Here is a 16,241-nt window from a genome sequence, read left to right as displayed (position 1 = left end):
ACTTGTGTGTACACCGTAGCCCTTGTGGGAGGGGTGAGTTGACTAATGATTTATCGGCGCGATCGCTATTCAAAGGAGCAATGATTCAAGACTCTAGGCGTAGCAAGGAACTAGAAAAGTTCTTATTCAAGTTGGGATTAACTAATACCGAAAAGATCGATTTCTCGTTGCTGGATTTAGCACTGACTCATCCTAGCGTTTCGAGAGACGCAAATTATGACCAGTTGGAGTTTGTCGGGGATGCGGTCGTGCGTTTGGCAGCTTCGGAGGTGTTATGGGAAACTTATCCTAATTGTCCGGTGGGGGAGTTTGCGGCAATTCGTTCGATTTTGGTTAGCGATCGCTGTTTGGCTGAGTTTGCTGACTGTTTTGGTTTGGAACGCTATTTGTTAGTTTCTCCGAGTGCGGCTGCTGATGATGCGGGGAAAATTTCTCGCGTTGCTGATGCTTTTGAAGCAGTTCTGGGGGCAATTTATTTGAGTACCCAAACAATGGTAATGATTCGTCCTTGGCTCGATCCTCTTTTAAAAATGAAGGCTGCTGAGGTTCGTCAAGATCCGGCGCGACAAAATTATAAAGATGCTCTCCAGGAATGGAGTCAGGGAAATTACAAGCTTCTACCAGAATATCGGGTGCGGGAAACGCGACAAAAACATGACGATCGCGATCGCTTTACTGCTGAGGTTTGGCTTGAAGATCGTCATTTGGGTACGGGGACGGGACGCTCGAAAAAAGCTGCCGAACAAGCCGCAGCTAAACAAGCTTATCGAAAATTTTTGGTATAAAAAACCGTCTTTCTAGAACGGCTGCTGTTATTCTCTAAAACGCTGCGCGAACAGGCTGGGGAGTATGTCAAATGTCTTTTATGCAAAAGTTATGAAAACTAAGATTGCAATTTTGGGGGCTGGACGTTGGGGCGTTCATTTGATTAGGAATTTTCGCGAACATCCTCAAGCTCAGGTGGTTGCTGTTGTCGATCCTCATCCAGATAAATTAGCTGCTTGTCGAGAGCGATCGCAACTCGATGATAGTGTCATCATGGCGACTGCATGGGAGTCGGTGAGAAAATTACCAGATCTAGACGCGGTGGCGATCGCTACTCCTGCTTCGACTCACTATTCTTTGATTACTGATGCTCTTCAACTTGGCTATCATGTTTTTGCGGAAAAACCCTTGACATTAGACCCGATTGAGTGTCAAAAACTTTGTCAGTTGGCAGCAAGTAAAGACAAACAGTTATTTGTCGATCATACTTATTTGTTTCACCCGGCTGTTACTCAAGGTCGAGAAGTGATTGAGTCGGGAGAGTTGGGAGAGTTGCGCTATGGTTATGCTAGTCGCACTCATCTCGGACCCGTACGTCAAGATGTCGATGCGTTATGGGATCTAGCTATTCACGATCTTTGTATTTTTAACCATTGGTTACAAGCGACACCGATTGAAGTAGCAGCGAGGGGAAGGGTTTGGTTACAACCGAATTTAGCTGATTTGGTTTGGGTAACGCTAACTTATCCGCATAATTTTCGCGCTTATATTCACCTTTGTTGGTTAAATCCTGATAAACAGCGCCGGTTAGGTGTAGTGGGGAGTAAAGGTACTCTGATATTTGATGAAATGCTCCGAGAAAGCCCCTTAACCCTACAACGAGGTTATTTTAATCAAAAAGAGGAAAACTTTGTGCCTGCGGGGCAAAATCGCGAAGTAATTCCTCTTGAGTCAGCCGAACCACTCAAAAGAGTTTGCGATCGCTTTCTCGAAGCTATTCAGCAAAACCAAGTCGAGGGGATTTCATCAGGTTGGGTAGGGACGAAACTCGTGGAAATTCTCAGTTGTCTAACCCTCTCTCTGGAAAAAGGAGGAGTAGCGATCGCCATTCCTACCAACAAATAATTTTAGCTGGTTTTTCTGACCGTAGCTGGCCTATCTTCAACTTCAGTGAGATAAGAAATTTTCGCGATCGGTAAAATAATTTCTACAGTCGTACCTTGACCTTCTCCTGGACTTGATAAAGTAATATCGCCATCCATCAATTTCATTAAATTACGTGAAATTGCTAAACCTAAACCAGTACCACCAAATTTGCGAGTTCTCGAACCATCTACCATTACAAAAGGACGAAACAATTTTTGTTGGTGAATTGGGTCAATTCCAATACCTGTATCTATCACCGAAATTACTACTTTTTTCTCTAGCGAATGCAGTTTTGCTGTCAATTTTCCCGATCTTTGAGATGTTAGTTCATCAGGGCTTTCTTGGTAAATGCGAGTGCGAATTGTGATGCTCCCTGATTCAGTAAATTTAACTGCATTACCCAAAATATTTAACAAGACTTGTTTGAGTTTTCCCGGATCGGCGTTTACAAAAATCTTGGCTGGAACTAAAATTACTTTTTGTGATAAACCTTTTTGACGAATTATCGCCGATTGAATATCGATTGCTTCATCGAGGAGTTCATTAAGCAGCACTGGTTCGAGATTAACGGAAAGTTTTCCTTCTTCGATTTTAGCAATATCGAGAATATCATTTACGATCGACAACAGGTGCAATGCTGCCTCATTTCCTTTCTCCAAAAACTCCAATTCTTCTTCGCGATCGTCACAAAAACCATCTTGAATTAGTTGAATACTGCCAATAATTCCATTCAAAGGTGTTCGTAATTCGTGAGAAATAGTAGCTAAAAATTCATTTTTTAGTTGATTGGCAGTTTGGGCTTCTCTCCAAGCATTTTCTAGTTCTTCAGCCCAATCTTTTAGTCTAGCTACCATACCATTAAGAGCCAGGGCTAATTGTTCAAATTCTTGAATTTTAAAGTTATGGGGAATTTGTTGGTGAGAGTTTAATTTTTCTTGGTGAAGGGCATAATCTCGGAGTTTTTCTAAGGGACGAGCTAATTCAAAAGATATATATAGGGTAGCAATAAAACTAGCAGCAACTAAAGCTAGTCCCAAGATGATTAAAACTTCTCGAATTTCTTCTAAGCCCGCGAGGGCATCTTCTAAACGAGTAAAGGTAAGAATTGCCCATTTTTGGTTGACTTCAGTGGTAACAGGACTATCCATTGAACTATAGCCAGCAAGTAACTCTACGCTGCTATCTTCAAAAGATAATAAATGTAAAAAATTCTCCCTACCCGCGATCGCGTTTTTTAACACACTTTGCAATCGATCTGAGTTGATTTGGTCTTTGATATCAGTTCCTACTTTTTGCGCAATTGGATGAGCTAAAATAGTACCTTGTTGGTTGATTACTACCGGATAACCAGTGAATAATCCTGGTTCGACTTTCTCTTGCTTGAGTAAGCTAGAGTTAATTGTGAGAATATAACTTAGTTTGCCACTGTTGTTGTATACTGGAGCGCCGAACCATAACTCTAGTTGAGTGCTTTGTCTGGTTTGTTTCTCACCGTTAGGTAGTCTGGGTTGGATCTGAATTTGTGAAGAATCTGGAAGCAGGCGATCGCGTAAGGGCGCAAATTCGGGTAAGCTTACTTCTGGAACTCGAACGCCACAACTACTGGCGATTACTTGCTCGCTTGGAATGTCGATGAGTTGGACGCAATTAATTTGATTTGGCAGTTTTGCCGCAAATTGTTCCGTAAAAGCTTGATAGCGATCGCGATCGCCATTTTTCAATACTGCACTATCGCTAGCCATTAATAAATTAGTCGAAAGTGCTTCGATTGACTGCTCGATACTTTCGGCTTTTCTCGCAGCACTAGCGGTGAGATTTTGTCTTGCTGTCTCTAACAAAGCCGAACGAGCCTTACGATAAGCCACGTACTCCCCTATTAATAATACTGGCACGCTTAAGAGCAAAAGGCGAGATAGCAAAATCCGACGAAAAGAGGTTTTACCTGGCTTACCCATAGGATATTGGCGAAAATGAGATCTCAAGAGCAAATGGCACTAAATGATTGTGCTTTGATAGTTTCCATGAGAGGCTAGAATAGCGATCGCTGTAACTGTCTAGCTCTCTTAGCCTGAATTCTGATTCAAATATCAGATCTTTGATTCCGAAATACTTTCGGCAAAAAATAATCTTTGTCTCTATCATAAAGGAGTGTCACTCCATTTAATTTTAAAAGTTTATAGATTCGACCTGTACTTTTATGAAGAATATCTGAAGAGGCAAACTCAGACTTGATTCTTTTTCGACCTCACACTACTCTAATCTTGGCAATGACTGCTGATGGTAAGATTGCTAGTGAAGCACGAGAGGCGGCTCGTTTTTCTTCTCGGTGCGATCGCGCTCATCTGGAAAAACAGATTTCTCTCGCGGATGCGGTGCTTTTCGGTGCAAACACTCTTCGCGCTTATGGTACAACTCTCCCGATTAGCGATCGACAACTTTTACTAGCGCGTCAGCAACGCAATCAGTCACCTCAACCTGTCCAAGTTGTTTGCTCTGCTACTGCTAACTTTAACCCAGATCTACGCTTTTTTCAGCAACCTGTACCTCGTTGGTTACTCACTACCAAACAAGGTGCGGCTAACTGGTTGAATAGAGAAAGTAAGTTTGAGCGTTTGTTAGTAACTGAAACTATCACTAATGAAATTGACTGGAAAGCCGCTTTTAAGCAGCTTTCACGGCTAGGTTTCCAACGAATAGCTGTTCTGGGTGGCGGCGAACTGGTAGCATCTTTGTTAGCTGTCGATCTGATTGACGAATTTTGGCTGACTTTGTGTCCGGTGATTTTTGGTGGTGCAACTGCACCAACTCCAGTCGCAGGAATTGGTTTTGCTCAAGCACAAGCTCCTCAACTAGAATTGTTAAGTGTGGAGGCGATCGCCGGCGAAGTTTTTCTCCATTATCGCCGACAACGTTAAAAAATATTTTAATGACTTGATTTTTGCTCTTTTTTGTGATATAAACTATCGTGCCAACAAGAGCGTAAATTTATCATTGAGTATTGTTATCTATCTCCGAAAAAACTTGGCTGAAAATTCTCAATCAAATTCAACTCACTTAAGAGATTTTTTCACAACTTCAATATCTAAATCTAAAATTTCCGCAATTTCTTGAATACTCATACCTTTCTCTACAAGTTTAGAAATTGTTTCTAATTTCCCTTCAATTTTTCCTTCTTCTTTAACTTCTTGGTAAACTTTGGTATGTTTAATAAAATCTAGATTTAGCATTTTTTCTACCTCCTCTCGGCTTAAATTAGGAAATTTATAAACGACAATTGTTTCGATAAATCCTAGAACTTTCGTTTGAAGATTAGTATCAGTTAATTCTGCTTGTGCTTTCTCGATTAAATTTTTAGCATAATCGGCAGCGTTCGATTGACTTTCTACAATTAATTTTACAATACCTAAACCGAGAGAACCATTAATTGTTTCTGTTTCTAATTCGTTGAGATAAAAGATTCGCAAATGGGAATCAATCAGACTACGATAGCGAGGATGAGGTGATGCTTCCTTAGTTCGCTTGTCGTAAATAACAACTGCATACCAATCTGAGTTAATCGGTTTAGCTTGACTAAAATAAAGGAAAATACTCGCGAAAAAACGGTCGTAAAAATCTTCGTCTTTATAAAATTGTACCTCGACAAAGTAAATTGGTTCAGTTGGATAGTCTAATGAAGGTAAAAATATTCCATCTAAGCGAAAATTAAGTTGTTTAACTTCGGGAGATTGAAATTGATAACGGTTGGTATTAGTTTCCGGTTTCCCAATAAGTTCAAAAATATCTGAGGAAATTCTTTAAATATTTCGTAAAAAATTGTATCAGTTTTCATTAATTACCGATGATATTTTTCCCATTTTACCTGGAGAAGTAATTGTTTTCGTGGCGATCGCTACAACTAACCTCCTTAAATGTCTAATAATTTACGTTCTCTCCGCCCTAGCGGTTGCTATAATTGGCAATTAGTTCTAACCAATGTTAAGTTAATTAATTCCCATACCATATTTTAGGTTAAATGTCAACAGAAAAATCCAGAAGGAAATTCCCAGAAACGAAAAATTGCTGCAATGGTTAAACAAATTTCTCCTAGCTATTCGATTACTTGGATTGAGAAAATCGCCGAAATCCCGAAAAATGTCTGGGATGAGTTAGCAAAACCGTTAAAAACGCCATTTTTGGAGTGGGAATGGCTGAATAACCTGGAAAATTCTGGTAGCGCAACCGCAAAAACAGGTTGGCAATCTACTCATTTAACAGTATGGCGCAATAATCAATTAATTGCCGCAGCACCACTTTACCTTAAAGGTCACAGCTATGGCGAATTTGTCTTTGACCATCAATGGGCAGATTTAGCTTATCGTTTAGGAGTGCGTTATTATCCGAAACTGTTGGGAATGACTCCGTTTACTCCCGCAGGAGGTTATCGCTTTTTAATCGCACCAGGAGAAGATGAAGATCGGTTGACTGAAATTATGGTAGCAGCGATCGACCATTTCTGCGATCGCCACTCCATCTCTGGTTGTAATTTTCTCTTTGTTGACCCCGAATGGCAACCCGTCATCCAACGTCACGGCTTTACAGGTTGGCTACATCATAGCTATATTTGGCAAAATAAAGGCTTTAATACGTTTGACGACTATTTAGGTGTCTTTAACGCGAATCAACGTCGTAACATTAAACGAGAACGCAAAGCTGTTGCTAAAGCTGGGTTGCGTGTGGAAACTTTGGTTGGAGAAGAAATTCCTAAGTCAATGTTTCCTTTGATTTATAACTTCTATAGCAGCACTTGCGATAAATTTTACTGGGGAAGTAAGTATCTGACACGGAAATTCTTCGCGCAACTTTATCCTAATTTCCGCGATCGCGTCATGTTAGTCGCGGCTTATACTGAAGATAACTCTCGTCAACCCGTAGGATTATCTTTCTGTCTTCGTAAAGGAGACAATCTCTACGGACGTTATTGGGGTTGTTTTGAAGAATATGATTGCTTACATTTTGAAGCTTGTTACTATAAACCCATAGAATGGGCAATTAGTCAAGGGGTACAAATGTTCGACCCTGGCGCAGGAGGAAGACACAAAAAACGTCGCGGTTTTCCTGCTACTCCTAACTACAGTATGCACCGTTTTTATGACCCACGGATGAAGAAAATTCTTGGTGCTTATATCGACGAAATTAACGATATGGAACAAGAAGAAATTGAAGCAATAAATCAAGATTTACCTTTCAGCAAGCGAGAAATTAATCTTAATCCCGATACAGTTAAGTAGGGGCAATCCCCCTGTGGTTGCCCCTACAATTATAGTTCTAATTGTTATCATTAACCGATTTTTTGCTAATAAAATTTAGGTCATCTTCAAGTTCTTTTTCTGTCCGCAAGTTTAATCTACGTCATCCTGAACGACACGAAGGATCTGGTGAGATCCTTCGCTTCGCTCAGGATGACAATCAATACCATAATTTCAACATGGTTTCCATTAATTCAACTTCCGAAGAAGTTAGAAGTGAGTATACAGTTCGAAGTTTTCAAGCCAACAATATTGAGTTTCCATTAATTCAACTTCCGAAGAAGTTAGAAGAGGCGGCGAAGGCTGCTTGTTCTGGGAGGCACGTAGATGTTTCCATTAATTCAACTTCCGAAGAAGTTAGAAGCGGGCGGTTTATGCCCCGAACGGCAACTACGCAGGCATTGCGTTTCCATTAATTCAACTTCCGAAGAAGTTAGAAGTAGTGGGCTCCGTAGCTCAGACGGCCGACAAGGCGTTTCCATTAATTCAACTTCCGAAGAAGTTAGAAGAAAAATGCCTGCTCAGGCTTAAGTGTTGACAATCAGGAGTTTCCATTAATTCAACTTCCGAAGAAGTTAGAAGAGCTAACGGCTGCGGGAAATGGTTCTCCTGTGCGGAGAAGTTTCCATTAATTCAACTTCCGAAGAAGTTAGAAGATATCACTCGGGAGATTATCGTCGAAGAAGTCTTCCGGTTTCCATTAATTCAACTTCCGAAGAAGTTAGAAGGGTGTCTTCGCATAGACGCCGCCAGTGGCCGCTGTCGTTTCCATTAATTCAACTTCCGAAGAAGTTAGAAGCCTTGCCGGACCAAGTGTTCGGTTGGGAAATCAAAGGAGGGTTTCCATTAATTCAACTTCCGAAGAAGTTAGAAGCTGTTGCTTCTGTTTTCGTTGGCCTCGGTTTTCTCGGGTTTCCATTAATTCAACTTCCGAAGAAGTTAGAAGCTTTTTTCCGTTGAGGTGGCATCAGCCACCTCCAGGTTTCCATTAATTCAACTTCCGAAGAAGTTAGAAGCCATCCTCCGCAGAAACCCCCTGTCGAGGAGGAACTGGGTTTCCATTAATTCAACTTCCGAAGAAGTTAGAAGTTCGCCAATTGTTAGTGGCTGCTATTGCTTTTCTTGTTGTTTCCATTAATTCAACTTCCGAAGAAGTTAGAAGATGCGGATTTGGAAGGCACTGCAGAGCTTGTTTCGGTTTCCATTAATTCAACTTCCGAAGAAGTTAGAAGCTGGGCCGAGTAGGAAGCCGGTGGGAGTTAGTTTCCATTAATTCAACTTCCGAAGAAGTTAGAAGAGCCCTAACCAGGGTCAGGGGCAGCGTCAGATCCTCCCCAGGTTTCCATTAATTCAACTTCCGAAGAAGTTAGAAGTATTGGATATATGGGCAGGTCCAGTCGGCCGATGGAGTTTCCATTAATTCAACTTCCGAAGAAGTTAGAAGCAGCAGCAGCAGCGTCGTCCAGACGCGAACCTCACGTTTCCATTAATTCAACTTCCGAAGAAGTTAGAAGAAGCATTCGAAAATCTATGCGGGGGCAGCGCCCGTTTCCATTAATTCAACTTCCGAAGAAGTTAGAAGAATTTGCGCATTGTCGGTAGTTATAACGCATACGAGTTTCCATTAATTCAACTTCCGAAGAAGTTAGAAGCCGACGGCGATTCAGACGACGGTGCCGGCCGTCGCGGGTTTCCATTAATTCAACTTCCGAAGAAGTTAGAAGAGTTTTTTTCAGAACTTTGCGGAGAACCAGATAAACACCCGGTTTCCATTAATTCAACTTCCGAAGAAGTTAGAAGTGGTAGTAATACTACCCCTTCCTCCCCCAGCTGCCAAATTGTTTCCATTAATTCAACTTCCGAAGAAGTTAGAAGTCGAAAAATTCGAAGTTGCACAGACCCAGCGGCATTGTTTCCATTAATTCAACTTCCGAAGAAGTTAGAAGAAGGGCATAAGCCCAATAAAACAGATTGTGAGTCTAGTTTCCATTAATTCAACTTCCGAAGAAGTTAGAAGTAAAATCGCTGGTCTCGTTCTTGTTGGTGTTGGTGTTCGTTTCCATTAATTCAACTTCCGAAGAAGTTAGAAGTTTTACAACAAAGGCCAAATAAATAGGCCCCTTGTTGTTTCCATTAATTCAACTTCCGAAGAAGTTAGAAGAGTACTTAGGTGAAGTCATGGAAAATGAGGATGGGTTTCCATTAATTCAACTTCCGAAGAAGTTAGAAGTGATTATTCGCGAGTTTGAGCGAGTAATGTCAATAGTTTCCATTAATTCAACTTCCGAAGAAGTTAGAAGTGATGAACATCTCTCCCCGATGGAGAAGGAAGTGATAAGTTTCCATTAATTCAACTTCCGAAGAAGTTAGAAGCAGAATTGTCAAGAAACTCGCTACGAATAAGCGATAAAGTTTCCATTAATTCAACTTCCGAAGAAGTTAGAAGCCATGTTTGTCCTCAGGGGCATGAGTCGGACAAGTCTGTTTCCATTAATTCAACTTCCGAAGAAGTTAGAAGGTTTCGGTGCTGTTATTGGCTTCGGCTCCCGTGTTGTTTCCATTAATTCAACTTCCGAAGAAGTTAGAAGCCCCCGCAGCAGCGGCAGCAACCCCCGCAGCAGCGGCAGGTTTCCATTAATTCAACTTCCGAAGAAGTTAGAAGGCATCGCCCGCAGCCGCAGCAACGCAATGGGAATCTCGGTTTCCATTAATTCAACTTCCGAAGAAGTTAGAAGAGGGGGCAAAAAACAATCCTTGGGGTTGGGACCCATGTTTCCATTAATTCAACTTCCGAAGAAGTTAGAAGCCGTGAAGGGTGCCACCAAGTTCGATGAGGTTGACCGTTTCCATTAATTCAACTTCCGAAGAAGTTAGAAGCCTGATCATGGCGGCCAGCAAAATCAGGGGCCCCATTATGTTTCCATTAATTCAACTTCCGAAGAAGTTAGAAGTTTTTGTAATCTTTTCAGTCCTACTAAAAAGTTTCCATTAATTCAACTTCCGAAGAAGTTAGAAGCCTAAACACCTCTCATAGGTTCGAGCGTTCTTAGCCCTTGTTTCCATTAATTCAACTTCCGAAGAAGTTAGAAGCCGCCCGCAGCGTCGCAATGGGGGCCTCTCCCCAGTTGGGGAGTTTCCATTAATTCAACTTCCGAAGAAGTTAGAAGAACTAGTCCCCTCGGACTAGTTGTAGCGTAGCCTATGAGTTTCCATTAATTCAACTTCCGAAGAAGTTAGAAGAGGTGCCTGGAATACCGGCAACCCCAGCCCCAGCAGGTTTCCATTAATTCAACTTCCGAAGAAGTTAGAAGGCAATTTGCCCCCCATCGAATGACCGGGGGGGCTTCCAGTTTCCATTAATTCAACTTCCGAAGAAGTTAGAAGTTGTAAACCCATCACGACTGAGAGCAGTCGCGAGGGCGGGTTTCCATTAATTCAACTTCCGAAGAAGTTAGAAGCTTTAATGTCCAGCCAGGCAAAACCTGGAGTTACAGGTTTCCATTAATTCAACTTCCGAAGAAGTTAGAAGTATAAGTCAAACTGCAGGCCCCCGTGGGTACTGCGTAGTTTCCATTAATTCAACTTCCGAAGAAGTTAGAAGCTGTTGGCTTGTTTGCTCCGCTTCCCTGCGAAGCAATTGTTTCCATTAATTCAACTTCCGAAGAAGTTAGAAGCGGCCCCTGGTGCTGGCGGCACGCAGCGGACCCGTGTTTCCATTAATTCAACTTCCGAAGAAGTTAGAAGACGAACATATTCATGGGGACCATGTGTGTCCCAGCAGTTTCCATTAATTCAACTTCCGAAGAAGTTAGAAGAGAATAAATCAGTTGCGAAAGTGCTATTGGACCGATTGTTTCCATTAATTCAACTTCCGAAGAAGTTAGAAGCGGAGACTACAACAGTTACGCCGGGGATGCGGAAGCACGTTTCCATTAATTCAACTTCCGAAGAAGTTAGAAGTGGGGGTTTCCAACTCCCCCCGGCACCTGATGCTCGTTTCCATTAATTCAACTTCCGAAGAAGTTAGAAGCAAGTGTTGGACGTTGGATGAAAACGGCGACTGGATTGACGTTTCCATTAATTCAACTTCCGAAGAAGTTAGAAGCAACTTTCCCTGAGAAGCCTCAGGAGTGGCAAGCTGTTTCCATTAATTCAACTTCCGAAGAAGTTAGAAGTGTTGGTTTCGGTTTCGGTTTCGGTGGTGTTGAGGCTGTTGGTTTCCATTAATTCAACTTCCGAAGAAGTTAGAAGAAGGCAGCTAACCGCCTTGAAAAGGGAAAAGCAAAAAAGTTTCCATTAATTCAACTTCCGAAGAAGTTAGAAGAGTGCGAGATTTATCGCCAGCCTCCTCAGCAGCAGCAGTTTCCATTAATTCAACTTCCGAAGAAGTTAGAAGCAGGCCAGTGCATCCATAAAGATGGGTGCAGCTGTGTAGGTGGTTTCCATTAATTCAACTTCCGAAGAAGTTAGAAGTAAATGGCTTGAGTATTACAAGCCATTCGTAGACTAGTTTCCATTAATTCAACTTCCGAAGAAGTTAGAAGCTGTGTCACCTTGGGTGGCGTATACGTTTTGTCATCCGAGTTTCCATTAATTCAACTTCCGAAGAAGTTAGAAGCGAGCCCGAGCCCGAGCCCGAACCAGCCTAACCAACGTTTCCATTAATTCAACTTCCGAAGAAGTTAGAAGTTGTGCTGCAATAGCAGCCCTAATGATCATTTTGTTTCCATTAATTCAACTTCCGAAGAAGTTAGAAGAAGCGAGGAAGCCGAAAGCCAAACTGGTAGTGGTAGGTTTCCATTAATTCAACTTCCGAAGAAGTTAGAAGGTCACTGCGGCGGGCAAGCCCGCAACCCCGGCAAGCGAGTTTCCATTAATTCAACTTCCGAAGAAGTTAGAAGGATAAAAACCTTCTTTGGTGGTCATAGGGGTTGTTGATATGTTTCCATTAATTCAACTTCCGAAGAAGTTAGAAGTAAAATTTACAGAGTTGCCTTTTATAATAAAGGAAGTTTCCATTAATTCAACTTCCGAAGAAGTTAGAAGCGCAACTCGTGAAAGCGAGGAGCGCCGGCAACGGCAGTTTCCATTAATTCAACTTCCGAAGAAGTTAGAAGAGTTAAATGAGATTTCGAAATACACACAGTCTTCTCTTGTTTCCATTAATTCAACTTCCGAAGAAGTTAGAAGCCTCCTCTGGGTTGAGTAATTAAGTTTACTCCCCTAGTTTCCATTAATTCAACTTCCGAAGAAGTTAGAAGTCGTAACAGAGGTCAGCCCAGACGAGTGGGCTGTAAGTTTCCATTAATTCAACTTCCGAAGAAGTTAGAAGCACTGGAGAGGTGGAAGTTAAAGAAGAAAAAGAAGACGTAGAGTTTCCATTAATTCAACTTCCGAAGAAGTTAGAAGCGTGGAGTGGGTCCCAACTTTTAAGGGGCTAAAAAAGTTTCCATTAATTCAACTTCCGAAGAAGTTAGAAGATCACAAATGGCCAGTATGACGGCCACATGATCCTCATAGTTTCCATTAATTCAACTTCCGAAGAAGTTAGAAGTTCCAGTGACCATGGAATACCCTAAGCTAGGGTACTCCGGGTTTCCATTAATTCAACTTCCGAAGAAGTTAGAAGTTTTGAATCAGATCCGCAATACAAGGAAGTCCAAAGTTTCCATTAATTCAACTTCCGAAGAAGTTAGAAGACAGGCTCGTGTCCGTGTCCCATTGGACATCCAGTTTCCATTAATTCAACTTCCGAAGAAGTTAGAAGGCTCCGAAGCGGCGGAGAAGTTCGCCAAAAAAGAACAGGGTTTCCATTAATTCAACTTCCGAAGAAGTTAGAAGAGGCTAGTATCCGTGTCCCCTTGGACATACAAGTCCGGTTTCCATTAATTCAACTTCCGAAGAAGTTAGAAGTGGCCGTGGCTTACTACCAAAGCGGTAGCTGGCGTATATCGTTTCCATTAATTCAACTTCCGAAGAAGTTAGAAGCTATGGGATCGTACATGGGGTTCCGACATTGACCATTATGTTTCCATTAATTCAACTTCCGAAGAAGTTAGAAGTTTTTTTTCCTGAATGCCGATTCTGCTGGGGAAATTCTGTTTCCATTAATTCAACTTCCGAAGAAGTTAGAAGTAACGATTTGGAGATTCTAGCTATTGCCTATTTCCGTTTCCATTAATTCAACTTCCGAAGAAGTTAGAAGTTCAAGCATTACTGGGGACCGAGACCCCAGTTCGTTCCTGTTTCCATTAATTCAACTTCCGAAGAAGTTAGAAGAGTTTGTGTTGCTGCTTTTGCTGTTGCTGCTGCTTTTGGTTTCCATTAATTCAACTTCCGAAGAAGTTAGAAGTTTTCAAAGCCCTGATTGGGGAAAGTTTTTTGGAAAAGGTTTCCATTAATTCAACTTCCGAAGAAGTTAGAAGAAGTATACCCGGACTTTCTTTCATCCCACACCTCCCCGTTTCCATTAATTCAACTTCCGAAGAAGTTAGAAGAGGGTCGATCTAGAACCCCCTGTATGAAAGGATTATAACCACCAAAAATTCCGGGGGTCAAGGGAGAAGCGGAGTAATTGAGAATAAGTTTCATTAAGCACCTCAGACAAGAGCTTGAAAGCCATACCCAGACTGGGGTTGGTAGCACTTTACCAAAGAATAGGCATTTCAGCGATCGCCAGAGTGCTACCAGGAATTGGGGAGGAGGGGAGGGCAACCACGGGGGGTTTGCCCCTACGCTGGGGACTGGGAAAGAGAGAAAAAGAAGACAAACTGACAACTGTCACTCAGACTCTTAAACTGGAAAAAGAACTTATAGACAACGCCAATGAGTCAAACAATTGAAAATATAACAGCGATCGATAACGAACTCTCCAAACGCGACCTAGCCCTAGATCCGGGTGGCTACTTTATTATCTACCTAGATTCCGAAGCCGGATTAATTTGTGCCAAACACTTTACAAATATTATCGACGATCGCGGATTAGCCGTTGACCCAGAAACCGGAAAACCCATTCCCGCAAAAGGAAAAGTCGCACGTACAGCAACGACCATTTTTACTGGAAGAACAGCCAAAGAACTCTGCGTGAAAATCTTCGAGCAAACTCAGCCCTGTCCCGTAACCATGTTAGACCATGCTGCCTACCTGGGACGAGAATTTGTGCGGGCTGAGTCGGCATTAATCAACAGTGGAGACTATATACAAGACTAGCCACCATAGCTTTGATAGAAAAAGTAAGTAGCCATCGGAATAATCGTCGCAACTACGAGCAAACCGAGAACCCAAACTGCTGCATTGCGATCGTCAGTTTCCTCAGCAGTAGCATAAGTGCGCTCAATATTCAACTCATCCTGAACTTCCGGCGCACCTGGGTCTGGCTGACCTGATAATACAGCAACAACGCGATCGCTAGCTGCCAGAAAAGCCTCATTATACTTATCTCCCTCTCGGATTGATGTCCCAATCGTATCGTTAACCACACTAGTAGCAATATCCTCATCCAAGAGGCTTTTCACACCCTCTCCAGTACGAATCGCCACATTATTAGTTAAGGTATCTAAAACCAACAAAGTTTGCTTCGCCTGAGCTTCAGGAGTAGAATACCATTCAGCAAACAAATCATCGGCGAAACTGTCGATAGTTTCCCCATAATCCAAACGATGAATAGTAACTAAGCGCACTTCGTTACCCGTTTCGTTAGCTAACTTTTTCAGTTGATTAGTCAGAGTACCTTCATTCAAACGACTCAAGACATTAGCTTCATCTATCACCCAGGTTTGTTCTCCCGCACTAACAGGAGGTAATTCATAAATACTCGTCGCCCAAGCTGGCGCAACCACTACACTAAACGCTAGCACCACTGAGACTAAGAACACAACCAGGCTTTTAGCACTCGAAGCAAAGCCACTTCGGATTATCCAACTTAGTTTTGTTACAAGTTGTCTCATTTCACTAAACCCAAATATATTATTCCTCAACTATTTTCCCATTGTCTTTCGCCCCATCTTATAGCTCTAGGGAAATATTCATAACTTGAGAAGGATGGCAATCCTCACAAAAATGCTGATTTTGTGGTATCAGAGGAGATTAATTGGTTCTGGCGAGTAAATTGATTCCTGTTTAATGAACTTTTCTAACGCTGAGAACCAATCCTGCGATTAAGCAACCTCTCCATGCTTAAAATAATTCTTAAGTTTTCTGTAAACTTTCACAACGCGAGAGGAGAGATAAATATGGCAGATCCGAGAAACGTAGAAGTGGTCAAACCATATCATGGCGATCCCTTTATTGGTCATTTGTCAACCCCCATTTCTGATTCTGGTTTCACGAGAGCTTTCATTGGTAACTTACCCGCTTACCGCACCGGAGTTTCTCCAATCATACGCGGTTTAGAGGTTGGTTTAGCACACGGTTACTTTGTTCTTGGTCCTTGGGTGTTATTTGGACCTTTGCGCGATTACGGCGAAGCTGCTAACTTAGGTGCTTTGATTTCCGCGATCGCCTTAATTTTAATCGCTACCGCAGGTATGTCTGTTTACGGTTTAGTATCTTTCCCCAAAGATGACTCTCAAGTCCCTTACCTGCAAGATAACCCCCAAGCGCCTGACGATCTCAAGACTTCTCAAGGCTGGAGTCAGTTTACTGGCGGTTTCTTCGTTGGTGGAATGGGTGGCGCTTTCGTTGCTTATTTCTTACTCGAAAATTCATCTACTCTTGATGCAATTATTCGTGGTATCGTCAATAGTCAATAAGTAGCCTTTTTTGAGCTATTTATCTTGACTTTTTCTTTGAAAATTGATTGTTGAACAAAACATAGGAAGGTTAAACATGACAGGTGCTTACGCAGCTTCTTACTTACCCTGGATCTTGATTCCTGTAGTTTGCTGGCTTTTCCCGGCTGTTGCTATGGGTTTGTTGTTTATTTACATCGAAAGCGAAGGCTAATTTTTAAAGCCCGATAGTCAACTCACCCCTCCCACAAGGGGAGGGGCTTGCCTCGATGACGCGCTGGCATCTTGAAGCATCTGGTTGGTTGACAGCAACCTG

The 16,241-nt window shown here is 42.1% G+C and carries 11 protein-coding genes and 1 CRISPR repeat array; of the genes, 8 read left to right on the top strand and 3 right to left on the bottom strand.

Going from position 1 to position 16,241, the window contains the following annotated elements:
• Window positions 1-80: 80 nt before the first annotated feature.
• Window positions 81-785 carry a ribonuclease III gene (gene rnc, locus G3T18_RS22040; protein WP_224412749.1) on the top strand — a complete coding sequence of 235 codons (705 nt, stop codon included), beginning with the start codon at window positions 81-83 and terminating at the stop codon, window positions 783-785.
• 91 nt (window positions 786-876) lie between these two features.
• Window positions 877-1,890, top strand: coding sequence for a Gfo/Idh/MocA family protein (locus G3T18_RS22035; RefSeq protein WP_224412748.1), 1,014 nt, complete (start codon window positions 877-879; stop codon window positions 1,888-1,890).
• Between the two features lie 2 nt (window positions 1,891-1,892).
• Here the strand turns inward: G3T18_RS22035 and G3T18_RS22030 are convergent, their stop codons facing one another.
• Window positions 1,893-3,866: a sensor histidine kinase gene (locus G3T18_RS22030; protein ID WP_224412747.1), complete on the bottom strand. Its 1,974-nt coding sequence runs from the start codon at window positions 3,864-3,866 to the stop codon at window positions 1,893-1,895.
• Between the two features lie 273 nt (window positions 3,867-4,139).
• On the opposite strand from G3T18_RS22030, the gene G3T18_RS22025 reads away from it, so the two are divergent.
• The gene (locus tag G3T18_RS22025; protein WP_224412746.1) at window positions 4,140-4,826 is read left to right on the top strand and encodes a RibD family protein; all 687 of its coding nucleotides are present in this window, start codon (window positions 4,140-4,142) and stop codon (window positions 4,824-4,826) included.
• 135 nt (window positions 4,827-4,961) lie between these two features.
• On the opposite strand, the gene G3T18_RS22020 is transcribed toward G3T18_RS22025, so the two are convergent.
• Window positions 4,962-5,678: an Rpn family recombination-promoting nuclease/putative transposase gene (locus G3T18_RS22020; RefSeq protein WP_318014020.1), complete on the bottom strand. Its 717-nt coding sequence runs from the start codon at window positions 5,676-5,678 to the stop codon at window positions 4,962-4,964.
• 46 nt (window positions 5,679-5,724) lie between these two features.
• On the opposite strand from G3T18_RS22020, the gene G3T18_RS22015 reads away from it, so the two are divergent.
• The 3 genes from G3T18_RS22015 (at window position 5,725) to G3T18_RS22005 (ending at window position 14,405) form a co-directional block, all read left to right on the top strand.
• Window positions 5,725-5,874, top strand: coding sequence for a hypothetical protein (locus G3T18_RS22015; protein ID WP_224412745.1), 150 nt, complete (start codon window positions 5,725-5,727; stop codon window positions 5,872-5,874).
• Window positions 5,875-5,975: 101 nt separating this feature from the next.
• The gene (locus tag G3T18_RS22010; RefSeq protein ID WP_224412744.1) at window positions 5,976-7,178 is read left to right on the top strand and encodes a GNAT family N-acetyltransferase; all 1,203 of its coding nucleotides are present in this window, start codon (window positions 5,976-5,978) and stop codon (window positions 7,176-7,178) included.
• A gap of 200 nt (window positions 7,179-7,378) precedes the next feature.
• A CRISPR array of direct repeats spans window positions 7,379-13,693; the repeat unit is 35 nt; unit sequence GTTTCCATTAATTCAACTTCCGAAGAAGTTAGAAG.
• A gap of 328 nt (window positions 13,694-14,021) precedes the next feature.
• Window positions 14,022-14,405: a DUF4346 domain-containing protein gene (locus G3T18_RS22005; RefSeq protein ID WP_224412743.1), complete on the top strand. Its 384-nt coding sequence runs from the start codon at window positions 14,022-14,024 to the stop codon at window positions 14,403-14,405.
• On the opposite strand, the gene psb32 is transcribed toward G3T18_RS22005, so the two are convergent.
• On the bottom strand, window positions 14,402-15,070 hold the full coding sequence (gene psb32, locus G3T18_RS22000; RefSeq protein ID WP_224412742.1) for a photosystem II repair protein Psb32: 669 nt from the start codon (window positions 15,068-15,070) through the stop codon (window positions 14,402-14,404). The genes G3T18_RS22005 and psb32 overlap by 4 nt on opposite strands.
• Window positions 15,071-15,427: 357 nt before the next feature.
• Here psb32 and G3T18_RS21995 point away from each other — a divergent pair, with 357 nt between their 5' ends.
• Window positions 15,428-15,946 (top strand): photosystem I reaction center protein subunit XI, encoded by a 519-nt coding sequence (locus tag G3T18_RS21995; protein WP_224412741.1) that lies wholly within the window; start codon window positions 15,428-15,430, stop codon window positions 15,944-15,946.
• A gap of 76 nt (window positions 15,947-16,022) precedes the next feature.
• The gene (locus G3T18_RS21990; protein ID WP_224412740.1) at window positions 16,023-16,139 is read left to right on the top strand and encodes a photosystem I reaction center subunit VIII; all 117 of its coding nucleotides are present in this window, start codon (window positions 16,023-16,025) and stop codon (window positions 16,137-16,139) included.
• Window positions 16,140-16,241 lie beyond the last annotated feature (102 nt).

Origin of the sequence: Oscillatoria salina IIICB1 (assembly GCF_020144665.1) — a bacterium.
Taxonomy (GTDB): domain Bacteria; phylum Cyanobacteriota; class Cyanobacteriia; order Cyanobacteriales; family SIO1D9; genus IIICB1.
This window is presented reverse-complemented; position numbering and strand designations above follow the sequence as displayed.

Coding starts and splice junctions, on each gene's coding strand:
- rnc (WP_224412749.1), top strand. CDS start 81: ATGATTCAAGACTCTAGGCGTAGCAAGGAACTAGAAAAGTTCTTATTC.
- G3T18_RS22035 (WP_224412748.1), top strand. CDS start 877: ATGAAAACTAAGATTGCAATTTTGGGGGCTGGACGTTGGGGCGTTCAT.
- G3T18_RS22030 (WP_224412747.1), bottom strand. CDS start 3,866: ATGGGTAAGCCAGGTAAAACCTCTTTTCGTCGGATTTTGCTATCTCGC.
- G3T18_RS22010 (WP_224412744.1), top strand. CDS start 5,976: ATGGTTAAACAAATTTCTCCTAGCTATTCGATTACTTGGATTGAGAAA.
- G3T18_RS22005 (WP_224412743.1), top strand. CDS start 14,022: ATGAGTCAAACAATTGAAAATATAACAGCGATCGATAACGAACTCTCC.
- G3T18_RS21995 (WP_224412741.1), top strand. CDS start 15,428: ATGGCAGATCCGAGAAACGTAGAAGTGGTCAAACCATATCATGGCGAT.
- G3T18_RS21990 (WP_224412740.1), top strand. CDS start 16,023: ATGACAGGTGCTTACGCAGCTTCTTACTTACCCTGGATCTTGATTCCT.